General features: G+C 47.5%; 6 protein-coding genes. 2 read left to right on the forward strand and 4 right to left on the reverse strand.

Annotated features, from left to right (window positions below):
- The 4 genes from LLG96_00765 to LLG96_00780 form a co-directional block, all read right to left on the reverse strand.
- Window positions 1-1,377 (reverse strand): hypothetical protein (locus tag LLG96_00765; GenBank protein ID MCE5248728.1); only part of this gene is annotated, 1,377 nt, incomplete at its 3' end.
- A 181-nt stretch (window positions 1,378-1,558) separates the two neighbouring features.
- On the reverse strand, window positions 1,559-4,735 hold the full coding sequence (locus tag LLG96_00770) for a T9SS type A sorting domain-containing protein (protein ID MCE5248729.1): 3,177 nt from the start codon (window positions 4,733-4,735) through the stop codon (window positions 1,559-1,561).
- A gap of 126 nt (window positions 4,736-4,861) precedes the next feature.
- Window positions 4,862-8,581 (reverse strand): hypothetical protein, encoded by a 3,720-nt coding sequence (locus LLG96_00775; protein MCE5248730.1) that lies wholly within the window; start codon window positions 8,579-8,581, stop codon window positions 4,862-4,864.
- Between the two features lie 147 nt (window positions 8,582-8,728).
- A complete protein-coding gene (locus LLG96_00780; GenBank protein ID MCE5248731.1) occupies window positions 8,729-9,775 on the reverse strand; it encodes a PEGA domain-containing protein in 1,047 nt (348 codons plus the stop codon).
- A 404-nt stretch (window positions 9,776-10,179) separates the two neighbouring features.
- Between LLG96_00780 and LLG96_00785 the strand changes: the two genes are divergently transcribed.
- Complete coding sequence (locus LLG96_00785; GenBank protein ID MCE5248732.1) at window positions 10,180-11,817, forward strand: hypothetical protein; 1,638 nt, start codon at window positions 10,180-10,182, stop codon at window positions 11,815-11,817.
- Window positions 11,818-12,073: 256 nt separating this feature from the next.
- A complete protein-coding gene (locus LLG96_00790; GenBank protein MCE5248733.1) occupies window positions 12,074-12,277 on the forward strand; it encodes a cold-shock protein in 204 nt (67 codons plus the stop codon).
- Window positions 12,278-12,684: the final 407 nt, after the last annotated feature.

The raw sequence follows: 12,684 nt of genomic DNA on the forward strand, positions 1-12,684 counted from the left end.
ATATACTGTGCCATCTGCACCAATTGCCGGTGAGGATTTGATTATACCTCCTGACTGGAATTTCCATTTTACCGTGCTTGACGCAGCTACGGTGGCAATCCCTCTTCCCGTGTGCTGGAGGTTCTGGCCTCTCATCGGCCAGGGTGTGTCAGCGAGTGTCACCGGAGGAGCGTTTTCAGCCTTTTTAACTTCATAGTTGTAACTATAACTATCACCCGAGGTGTTCGTACAGGAAGTTACGAGGACAGCCTTATCCCATGTTCTATGTAAGGCGATATTCTCCTGTTCCGAAGAGAGCGTATGTATCTCATAATCGTAGGGATCGTTGTACAACACGACGGAGCTTTTAAATGTACCTGTTCCGTTCGGCGTGACACGAACATCGAGCGCATCGCCTTCACCCAGCTCACCGGTGACCGAAAGCTCGATATACCTGCTGGTCAGATACGGTGTCGAAAGCGAATCCGCTGCCGGCAACGTATCGTACTGGGCTGCCATGCCGACAGTCGAAGAAAAGAGGTCGCCTTCACGGTAGAAATCCCTGGTGTTCGCACGGTCGCCGGTGAAGTAATTCCAGACCGCGAACTCATGATACGCCGAAGCGAGACCGATGGGAATGACATCATCGAATGTATCGATTGAAATCTCGCCGGTATTCCCTATTTTTTCCCACAGTTCCCTGAGAATGGAATCCCCGAACCGTTTCGAAAGGTACATCGGCCATACGACAGCGCCGAACATGAATATGCCATCGGAGTTATCGAGGGATTTATTCTGTTCATCGAAAAAGAAGTGTATGTAACCGAGGTAGTCGTTAACATCATCCCAGACTCTGTTTTCCATCCAGACCGCCGACTGCTGCATCCACCACATCATATCAAAAGTATCGAGATATCCATATTCAATGGCCAGGGATAACACGTTGGCCGTGGTGACACGTAATGCGTTATAACCTTTGGTATAGTATTGGCTCTCGGAAAAATCGTTATCTATTACCATATAGCATGTATAGTTTTTTTCAACCTTCTCAGGATATGCCGCCCCATACGCCCCTGTGCCAAAATTCTTTATATACACATCGATCTCATTTCCTCCGCCGGTGCCTCCATCGGAAGGAGGGAGAGCAAAACCAAATTCATTGATCTCAATATTCCATGCGTATTCGAGGTAAACGAGCACCGAGTCGATATAATCAGGAATACTGTTCGAATTCTTATCGGACAGTTCCGGCATATTGGTGCCGGTCGTATCATAATGAACGCGGAAATGTCCGCCGGAGGACAAAACCGATGTACCCAGGGTTGTGCCGATCGTCGGACGGGCAGCCGGTTTCGCCAGATTCAGCATGAGGTCAATGCGCGGGTGTTCGGCGGACAAGGCAGATAGATCCCCGGACATGGGGGATATTTTGCTTGTTCCGAAATCCTGAGCAGATAAACCCGGAGATAAGAAAAGCAGAAACAGGATTATAAAGAATGTCGTAATCGTTCTTATCATATAAACCTCAACATCCATTGCATGTGAGGATACATGTCATTAATGCTTACTTCAAATAAGTTTACCGGAGCAGCAGCATCTGTTTTTCCTCTTTACCCGCAGATGTCAGTAACCGGTAAATGTAAACTCCCGAACTGACACGGTATCCGCTTTCGTCGGTACCGTCCCATGTTACCGTATGCAATCCCGGTTGTTCATTACTGCTGATGAGCGTTTTTACTTTCTGGCCGTTGATGTTGTAAACAGTCAGAAGTATGTTTGACGGTTTTTCAATGGCATAGCTGATCGATGTTGCAGGATTGAACGGATTCGGAACATTCTGATGCAGTTTTACGGGAACAGGGAAAACAATGGTATTCGTATCGAAAGGATTGATAGCTTCGATTGAAGGTGTCATCTTTGCGAACGTTTCGGCTTCGACAGCTTCGAGTACTTCAACCGATATTGGAAAGTCCCCTTTATCGCTGACCGGTCGCATTCTCATTCCCGGAAACGATACCGTTTCAAGGCCAGCAGGTTCCATTCTCAACATGCGCAGTTCTCCCGAGGATACGGAACGATCGTTAATCAGGGCATTTTCCGGCGGTCCGGTAATACCCGCATACCGGTAAGCATCAGAATTCCACCTGACAACGACTGATGCCGCGCCGATAAGAACTCGTGATTCTCCCGATTCTATCGAGACTGTGAGAATTATGTCATCTGCTTCCCCCGGATGAACCTGAATATGAGGAAAAGCTGTAGCGCGTGAGAATATCGGAGGCGTCAGAACCAATTTAGCGACCGCGCTCCTCTGCTGTCCGACCCGGGCGGGAAGGCTTGGATAATCCGGCTGGATACCATACCGGGCGCAGATCAATCCGTCGGCAAGATCCGGTTTGCCGTCCGCGTTTACATCTCCATAGTTCAGCACATTGTTTTCATAAGAACCGACCGGTATATCGATGCCATAACTCCCGATGATGAGCCCGTCCGCGCTGTTCACTGTGCCGTTGCCGTTCACTTCTCCCCATATTCCCGATGGCACGATGGAGAACGACTGGTCGCTGACATCGTATATGGCGGCATCTGCGGTCGAGCTTATTCTTATCCTGCAGTTCGAGGATGTTATATCGGGAACCGTCCAAGTATATGATTTGTTCGAGGCACTGACACTCGCGGTTACAACAGACCATGTACTCCCGCCGTTCTGGGAATATTCGATTTTTACTCTGTCGACATTCTGGGATGTCCATGTAATCGCATACTGTGATCCCGCAACCAATGTCTCCCCGCCATTCGGCAACCCCACAAGAATCGAGGTTTGCCCCGTTACGATATAATCATAATTGTCCGTACTGGTCAAAGGTATGAGATCGGTATATGTTCTGGCAGCGGAAAGACTCAATACATCCAGATGAATCACACCGGTTGTATTCGCGTTTCCGATAACATCGAGAACAACATTGAACACATTCACTTTCCCGGTCGAACCCTGCGAATAGATATTCGAACTTTTCAGAATCCCCTGGCCTGTGTTCGTTTCGTTCAACAGCGGATCGCTCCATCCGGTTGTCGAACCGCCGTTCGTTCTGATATATCTCAGCGAAGCGGCAGACCATGACAATGCAATCGAATATTCGCCGAGCGAATAGGAACTGCCCGTCATGTCGATCACTACGGGTACAACGACCTGCTGACCCGATATCACGGGATTCTTTTCGGGATATATCTTTACTTCCTCATTTGCCCACACGTCCGCGGAAATCACCCCTTTGAAGGAGTCCTCTCCGACCCAGAACCATCCGGTGCGTTCGTCAGTATTCTCAGCAGACTGGTTTGTCACCAGAAGACCATCATAAGGCGATTCATATGAAATGACAGCGGTATCATATTTCTGACCGGTTGTCTCTCCGGCGAGGGCCAGATAACCGACTCCGGTACCGTCCGGAGCAAACATGCCGAATGACACGGCGCCCAAATCATAACAGGGGAAAAAGGAAAATCCGTTGTTATCGAAAACAAAATTATATTTATAAGGACCGACATTATAATCATTGCATACCCACGGCTTGGGTGAATCAATCTCGAAATTGTGATCGCCGATATAATCGCCGTTCTGGTTTACCCAGAGAACGGCTTCATTTTCAGAAATGTAGAGAACGTCAAAGAGCATATTGACACACGATGCAAGCGATCCGAGAGCAGCGGCATCACCCCACATGGAAATAAGCGCCGGCCCGTTGTTTGCCTGGGCACCGGCTTCCGCGTCACCCATATTAACCCACCAGGATGACAGATCGTACCGTTTAACCTCTGCTCCCGTATCGACATCCACATAGATCAACTCGGGTTTGGTAGTATTTCCAGACATATCACCCTGTGTTACGAGAAGGTAATCTCCGCCGTTACTGACCACACCGGGTCCATATTCCCATCCGGCCAGGTTAGGTACCGCAAATATATATTCGCCGTCCTCACCCCAGTCCATCTGTTTCTCTGCCTGACCGTTGGGGATCCATTTCCATGCATACAGGACCTTATTTCCATTATTATTGAGACTGCATTTGAAAAATTCCCGGTGATCATCGGGATGCCACGCCAGCCCACCGGGATCGCAGACTTCCCACGATGCGCATGTTTCCAGAAGGGTCGCGTCATAAGGATCATACCCGACAATCCATTTTTTATTGCTGTGTTCCCTGAGAGCCGTATTCGAGGCACTTCCTCCGCCCCGGTCACCGCTGCCTGCCCAGATCACAGGGTGGACAAGAGGAGAACCCTGCTCATCGTGTGTTTCGAGCGTTATGCGGTTCCATGGATTGGGAGTAATCTGCTTTGTCAGCAGTGTCTTGGCACTGAAAGAATCATAACCCCATATGTAGTATGTATATTCTCCTGGAGGAACAATATTTCCATCATTATCCTTGCCGTTCCAGTAAAGAACATTCGTCCCGGTCGCAAGATTGGTCAGAGCCGACATGTAGATACAGGTATCGATCTTGTTGACATAATGCCAGCCCAGATACCCGTTTCGTATATTCCTGATTGACGATGCCTTGTCTTTCGTAAAAACACAAAACAAGGTTGTAGCCGTAGTGCCACTGACATTCAGAGGTATCGTCAGGGTGGAACCATCAAAATTATACTGAATGTTGCCCGGTGCCGATATTTTAAGCTGAGTAGGGACAAAACTTGCGGCGTATGCACAGTGTGAAAGAAGAATGACTGCGATCTGGGCACATATGAGCCTGTACATGGTCAGCCTCCGATATATAAATGGGCTCTTTATATTATTCTATGTTGGTTCAAAAAAAGAATACGATATCAGAAAGCCAAACAAGATAATCATCACTTTATATAAGCCCGTGGATCACACCCCGGATTACCGGAGCAACAGCATCTGTTTCCGGTCACTCCACCCGCTTGTGACAAGCTGATAGATATACACTCCGGAACTGACAATCCTCCCGTCATCATCGGTACCGTCCCAGATAACTTCATGGGTTCCGGAAGATTCGTATCTGTCGGCGAGGATTCTCACTTTCTGTCCATAAACGTTATATAACGTGAGCACTACATGTGCAGGCGCGGATACCGTATATGATATCGATGTGACAGGATTGAACGGATTCGGTACATTCTGTCTGAGTTTAAAAGATACGGGTGACATGCCGGTTAACCCGTCATCGGGATATACCCGCCGGTGATCGGTCTCAAGATATGCAAACATTTCGGCATCAACGGCATCGAGTACTTCCAGACTCACGGAACCTGCATGATTTTCATGGAGAGACTGCAGCCTCACACCGGGAAACCCGAACGCGGTTTCGCCATTAACTCTTATACGTGCTATCCGAAGCTCGCCTTCGCCGGTAAGGGAATCGTTGATAATTATACTTCCCGTAGAATTCTCGTCGATACCGTTATAACGGAATACGTTCGGATCCCATCGGAGTATGACGGAAGCCGCTCCGATAAGAGTTCGCCGTCCCGCCGTACTGACCGATGAGTCGATAATGATATCGTTTGTCTCGGAAACATGCGCTTCTATGGTTGGAATCGCCCGTTCATGCAACACGCGGGCCTGTTCGGGGACCATTTTAGCTACGGTGCCCAGACGTCGTCCGATCCTCGCGGGAAGACCGGAGTAATCCGGCTGAATACCATACCGTGCGCAGATCAGCCCGTCCGCCAGGTCTTTTTTCCCATCGGCGTTGACATCCCCGCATTTGAGAACACCGGATTCGAATGAACCGGCCGGTATATTGATACCGTAGCTTGCAATTATCAGCCCGTCCGCGCTGTTCACCGTTTCGTTGCCGTTCACATCACCCCAGATTCCCTCTTCGGCTGCTCCGGCAATAGTGTATGTATATTCGCCTATCGTCGTTATGGATAAAAGATTGTCATACGACTTCGCAGCCGACAGGCTGATGAGTTTCAGATCAAGCGTTCCGCCGGACCCGGCGCTTCCGATGACATCGAAAACGATATTGAATACATTTACGTTCCCCGAAGAACCCTGAGCGTAGATGCCGGAACATTTCAGCTCTCCCTGCCCCGTTCCGGAATCGTTTACGAGGGGATTGCTCCATCCCGATGTTGCGCCGCCGGATGTACTCACATAGCGGAGCCGTGATGTCGACCATAACACCGACACCGAATATTCTCCGAGGCTGTATGAGCTTTTTGACATATCGATATACACAGGAATGGTGATACGGCTGCTGGCGGCGAATGAAGACTCTCCGAAATATGCTGATATTTCTTCATCGGAAGACGGCACTTCCGCCGACGTGACAACCGATGAGGTGATCGTTCCCTTGATCGAATCCCAGCCTGAATACCAGGTTCCGTCTTCGGTTTTAAGAGTGCCGTCACTCGTTGTTTTAGCGACTGTCGAATAGATGCCGTCAAAAGCAGAGCCGTTGTCACATATGTCAATCCCGTACTTGTAGGCGGCGGTTTCTCCTGCGAATGCATAATAACCCATGCCGGTTCCATCGGGCGCCAAAAGACCGAACGAAACTGCTCCGAGATCGAAAGACGGACTCAGAGCAAAATAATTGGCGTCGGAAACGAAAGTATAGGTATACGGCCCGACATTGTAGTCATTACATACCCATGGCATAGTTGCATCCGGCGCAAAATTATGATCCAGAATGTAATCGCCGTTGCCGTTGACGTAAACGACCAGATCGTTAAAATCATCCAATCCCCTCATCGGATCGATCACCTGTTTGAGACATGAACAGTGACAGCCGAGGAAAAGGAGGTTATTTCTGATGGACATCGTTCCGGGCCCGCCATGCATCTGTCCACCCCTGTCATAATCTTCAATACTTGCCCAGAATTCCGTTATATCGAAAAGTTCCATCAGCATTCCGGAATCGATGTCCACTATCCAGAGTTCATCATGGAAATAGTTTTCCTGGTATGGATTGGCTGTAACATAGAGGAAGATACCATCGGTAACCGCGTTCATTTGCCTGTTCTGTGTCTGATCCCATAGAACAACGCCGCCGTCTCCCCAATCCTTCTCTACCACTGCCTCACCGTTCGGGACCCATCTGTATTTCCAGATGCCTCCTGTATTCCAATCCGGGTTATGCATAGGAAAGAATACATAGTTCCAGTCATCCGGTTGAATGACATACCGTTGCTTCTGAACCCATCCCGATTCGCTGTAAACAGTCATGGTTTCCAGTAACTGTGCATCCACAGGATCGTTACCGATTTTCCATTTGTAATATTTCCCGGCAAAAACAGGATTGGCGAGCGGAATACCATTTTCATCCTTTTCGAGTATCTGAGTATCATAAAACGGGCGAATATTGACTGCATTCGAATTACCGGCCGTGATATTGATTGCCGCAACTCTCGCATTGACAGCGTCATAACCCCACAGATAGTAGGTATAATCTCCGGAGGCACATATTTTCCCGTCGTTGTCACGGCCATCCCAGGTTATTGTATTATTTCCTTCCGACATCATGACGGGAGCCGCGACATATACACAGGTATCGATCTTGTTGACATAATGCCATCCGAGAAAACCGTTTCGTGTACTTATAATTTCCGAAGCCTTGTCCTTCGTGAACACGCACAGGGTCACCAGCGCCGGAGTGCCGGAAACCGTTACCGGTATCGATAGCTGCGTATGATCAAAAGCATAATGAATGGTTTCAGGAGACGATAATGTGAGAGCAGACGGAGTGAAAGAACCTGATGGAGTTGAAATTATCGAGAATGTGCCGTTACTCTTGTCGAAAACGGAGGAATTGTTGCTGTCGGTGATGCGAACAAGACATTTTGATGCGTTATTATTGGGAACCGACCAGGGATAATATCCCTTCGAAGCATCAACATGCGATCCTATTGTTGCCCATGAACTCCCGTTATCGGCAGAGTATTCGATATTGACGGAATTTACCGATACAGTCTGCCATGTTATTACCTTGCGCGTATTCCCCTGCCAATGTTCGCCGCCATTGGGGGAAAGAACGTTTATCGGGTAAACCGTCTGATTGACCGAAAAAACTCGCGATCCTAAATCACGTAATATTCCACTATCATTAGTAATTTTGATATGGACATTTATATTTAAAATATCCTGCGCCGTAAAAGAGGCGCCCGTTTTGAACACACACATGTGAAGAAGCCCGTAATTGCCGGTATTAATACTGCTTCCCTGCCGTACAAAATCTCTTGAATATTTTCCGGTCTGGTTTATTTCCCCTGCCGTTAACAGGTTTCCCCCCAGTACATTCGTCTCACTGGCGAACGTCACGGTCGATCCGTTGAAAACCATGGTGTTTTCCTGCACATCGGTCCCGGAAGATGTCGTTCTATACTCTGCTTTTGAGCCATCCCATGTACATTCAATCGAGAAACCTCTCAGGCTGTCCACATTTTTTACATACACAGCAAATCCGATATAGCTGTTCGGGCCTATACCGGTCGGATTATTCTGTCCCTGATATCCCGCGGATGAAATAACCGTATCAAGCGCAAAAAAAGCCTCGCTGTTATTCTGAGCGACTGCAACATTATGGAAACAGAAGAAGAAAATCAAACCGAGAAATACTCTGATATTGTTCATATATTTCCTCTCGAATAAACGAAGACAGCCGGTTGATCAGAGGAAAAAAATAACTATAATGACATGTTCATGTACCCGCACCTGAACTGAATAATCCCGAAACAACACCAGGAGTGATATTATACAGCCCGAACCGTTATACCATCATCAATCCGGAAGATCCGGGCCCGGGCCGATCGGGGGCAATACCGGTGTTTCTTCCTTGCCGGGCTGTAAAAAATATCCGGCACCTGCAAGACCGACACCCCCGAGAAGAACCTGATACTTTTTCTGGCGGTACCATGGGCTTCGCTTAATGAGCTCATAGGTCATTTCGTTCGTGTTATCAGGTTCTGCCGAAAACGTTGTCATATAATCCTTGTGGCCGGGATTTTTAACCGTGAGAGTATGCATCCCGAGAGGAATTCTGACAAGTTCGAGCGGCGCCCTTCCCAATTCTTTATCATCCAGGAAGACAATCGACTGTTCCGGCGTTCCACGGATCGACAAGAAACTGTAATTGATAACCTTAAGATCGTATGTCAGGGAAGTGAGTATACCGGGGGTTATTTCAGTATTGGTTGTATATTCCTCAAATTTATCCTTCCGGATTTTAACTTCGTAATATCCGGCCTTGATCCTTCTATTCTGTATTGGAGTATTTCCGACGGGCTGCCCGTTGATAAAAACAGAGGCATCACCCGGGTATCCTTCGATATTGAGAGTACCGAAGGTCGGTTTCAAGGAATATATTATTTCATTTGTTTTGCGGCCTTCGATTATGATGATTTTGGCGTATTCTTCATATTCATCTTTTAAAATACGTAACTGATATTCACCGGTTGGAATTTCTCTGAAACGAATCGGTGAAAAACCGAGGTCTTTTTTATCGAGATATACCCGGGCTTCAGTGGGAAGGCCGATAACATTCAGGCTTCCGATTTCATTTGAACCCAGCCGTCTTGATGCCATTTCAAAACGTGCTTCTGCAGAAAGCTGTTTGTTCAAATCTGCCCGCGAAGCCCAATGGATATATTTCTCTTTCCCGGGAGATATACCCTTACCATAATCACCGGTAACCGTTTTGGGGGTATAGTATGATGAACCCCCGTCCTCGGTAACCTTGAACGTAACCTCAAAAAAAGCGTTTGTATCATTATCCAGGAGATCATATTTAATTTCATACCCGTTGTTGTTGCTTTCGGGAATTATCATAATATTTGTAATTTCTTCACAATGGAGTATGGAAAAAGATGTCTGCATCATCATTAAAACAACGGACAAACACCATAGTGATTTCCCGCCCATGGCAATCTCCAGTTATATCGGTATATTATAATATATCACATAGACCGACTTTGCGAAAAAAAACACCCAAACTGGTTATCGCGTTGTAAACATGATTTCAGGAACAAGAATAAACAACAACCAATAACTCTAAGGGTGTATTAAAATAATGAAAAGAAAACAGATGAATTGCAAGGAAAAATTGCTCATAATCTGTATACAGAAAATATTTTTCATACTCTCGTAAAATTAAGTAGAGATATAATCCGGGTTAAGTATACTATACCAAACGATTCTCGAATCAAATCCGAAGCAGGGAGGGATGGCAAGCGATGCAAAACCGACCCATGTGGCATTTCTCAGCGATTCGAATCATCATCGCATCCGCACTTCTGTTTTTTCTTGCACATACAGTCTTTACGCAAAACTATTGCAGTCTCGTGTACCCGGGCGTCGATGGAAAGCTTGTATACATTCCGGATGAGCGGGGCAACATCATTCCCGATTTCTCCCATGCCGGCTATATGGGCGGAGGAGTCGCGCTTCCTTATGTACCGGTCAGGGAAACCGTATGGCCTGTGGAAGGGGACAACACACCTGTTATCCAGGATGCCATCAACCGTGTCTCGAATATTCCATTGGACAAAAACGGCTTTCGTGGAGCGGTACTGCTGAAACAGGGATACTATACGCTCGCATCACCGCTCCGTATCACGGCGAGCGGAGTGGTTTTACGGGGCGAGAGCCAGGGCGACACGGGGACGATTCTGATCGGTCTCGGAACATTCGAGGGCGGATACCGAAACCGGGAAACGGCCAGCCTGATCGTAGTCGGCGGCGAGACCTGCCGGGACGAGGCCGCGGGCTCATCACGCCGCATTACGGATGATTATGTTCCCGTGGGTGCGAAGAGCTTCACAGTGGAAAACACGAAAGATTACAAGATCGGGGATACGGTACTGGTGTGCCGTCATGGTAATCAGGACTGGATCAACGAGCTCGGTATGAATCTTGAAAACAAGGATTGGCGATGGGAACCATTCACCATAAAATTCGATCGTGTAATCACTGAAATCAGGGGTAATACGGTAACAGTCGATGCTCCCCTTGTCTGTGCTGTCGAAACGAAATGGGGCGGCGGCGAGCTGGTGAAATATACCGACAGGGGACGAATCTTCAATGCAGGAATTGAGCATCTTCGCAGAATGTCGGATTTCGATATTACGGTACGTTCCAATTCCTATGGCAACATCGACCGTCAGCCGTACATCGGGGAAGAGTACTATGCCGACGAGAACCATTACTGGAATTTCATCACGCTCGACAATATAAAAAACGCCTGGGTCAGGAATGTCACCGCCCTTCATTTCGCCGGAAGCATGATCAGTGTCGGACAGGGCGCCAAATGGGTGACGGTACAGGACTGCGTTTCACTGGAGCCGGTGTCTGTCCGTGCCGGAGGACGGCGGTTCACGTACCAGATTCAGGGACAGCTCACCCTAGTCCAGAGGTGTATTTCCGACAAGGGACGTCACTCGTTTGTGCTGAGCGGTTATCAGGCGTGCGGACCAAACGTATTCCTCGACTGTAAAGCAATCATACCCTATTCGAGCAGCGAACCTCATTTTAAATATGTGACAGGGGCTCTTTACGACAACGTTCTTGCTCCGCTGACCGCGCGGTTCTGGAAAGGAATTTCCATCGGCTGGGCAGGTGCAGACTGCGTCTTCTGGAACTGCGAGGGACAATACCTCATCCAGAAACCTCCGACTGCGCAGAATTACGCATTCGGACATATCGGAATCCATGCGACTGTGTTCAACACCTATTATCAGGACCTGACCCTGAAGGATGGTTACATCGAATCATGGGATAAACACGTGGATCCTCCGAGCCTTTACCTGAAACAACTCGAGGACAGGCTGGGATCGCAGGGATTGGTTAACATCGGCCAGAATGGTAACCATTGAGTAAGGATGTATGCCGGGAATAAAAATAATAGTTGACTTTATCTATTAAAATGATTATCATATAAGGATAAGGTATATACTTCAAAAAATGTTTTCCCTTTTCCTGCGTTCATTTTCTGCAATGAATCCGAACAATTCGATCAGGGTAATAATCATTGAAGATGGGGAATCTGGCTATAACCCTCGGCTTTGTTCCTCGAAGAAAAATGAGGGTGTATTTGAGGCTTATGGCCTCGTAAAACAAGGAGTGGCGTTAATGCCCACAGGTAGAGTCAAATGGTTCAACGATCACAAGGGTTTCGGCTTCATTACAAACGATGACGGCGGCGAAGACCTCTTTGTCCATCACACGAGTATTGCAGCTGAAGGATTTCGTACCCTTCACGAAGATCAGGCGGTAGAGTTTGAAATTGGCCAGGGACAGAAAGGTCCCCAGGCTATTAAAGTGAAACCTATCTAACCTATTTGTTAGACTATATACTCAGAAGCCCCTGAAAACAGGGGCTTTTTTATTCCCGATCAATTTTTTTCGATTGTTTTTTTATTCTTCATGTGGATTTTGGAAAAAAAATGTTTCTTGGAGACAAATCTCTATATATAATAATGAAGATTTTGCGCACATTATGATAATAATCCGGGAGTACTGTGAAGTAAATGAAAGACCGAAGACAACACAACACATTTATAATATAAATAGTTATATCATAGCCAGGAGAAATGGTCATGTCAAAAGAGATGCGCCGAATGAAAAACGACAGGCGTCAAAAACTGGTCGATGTTGCCCAGGATAAGCGTTCGGGTACTGAACGTCGCTCACCGACCGATCGCCGGTCAGGGAACGACAGACGCTCGAAATGGATTGGTGTC

The organism is bacterium (assembly GCA_021372535.1).
GTDB lineage: Bacteria > Latescibacterota > Latescibacteria > Latescibacterales > Latescibacteraceae > JAFGMP01.

What these genes read in the sequence shown, in the direction of transcription:
- LLG96_00770 (MCE5248729.1), bottom strand. Translation starts at nt 4,735, where the DNA reads ATGTACAGGCTCATATGTGCCCAGATCGCAGTCATTCTTCTTTCACAC.
- LLG96_00775 (MCE5248730.1), bottom strand. Translation starts at nt 8,581, where the DNA reads ATGAACAATATCAGAGTATTTCTCGGTTTGATTTTCTTCTTCTGTTTC.
- LLG96_00780 (MCE5248731.1), bottom strand. Translation starts at nt 9,775, where the DNA reads ATGATAATTCCCGAAAGCAACAACAACGGGTATGAAATTAAATATGAT.
- LLG96_00785 (MCE5248732.1), top strand. Translation starts at nt 10,180, where the DNA reads ATGCAAAACCGACCCATGTGGCATTTCTCAGCGATTCGAATCATCATC.
- LLG96_00790 (MCE5248733.1), top strand. Translation starts at nt 12,074, where the DNA reads ATGCCCACAGGTAGAGTCAAATGGTTCAACGATCACAAGGGTTTCGGC.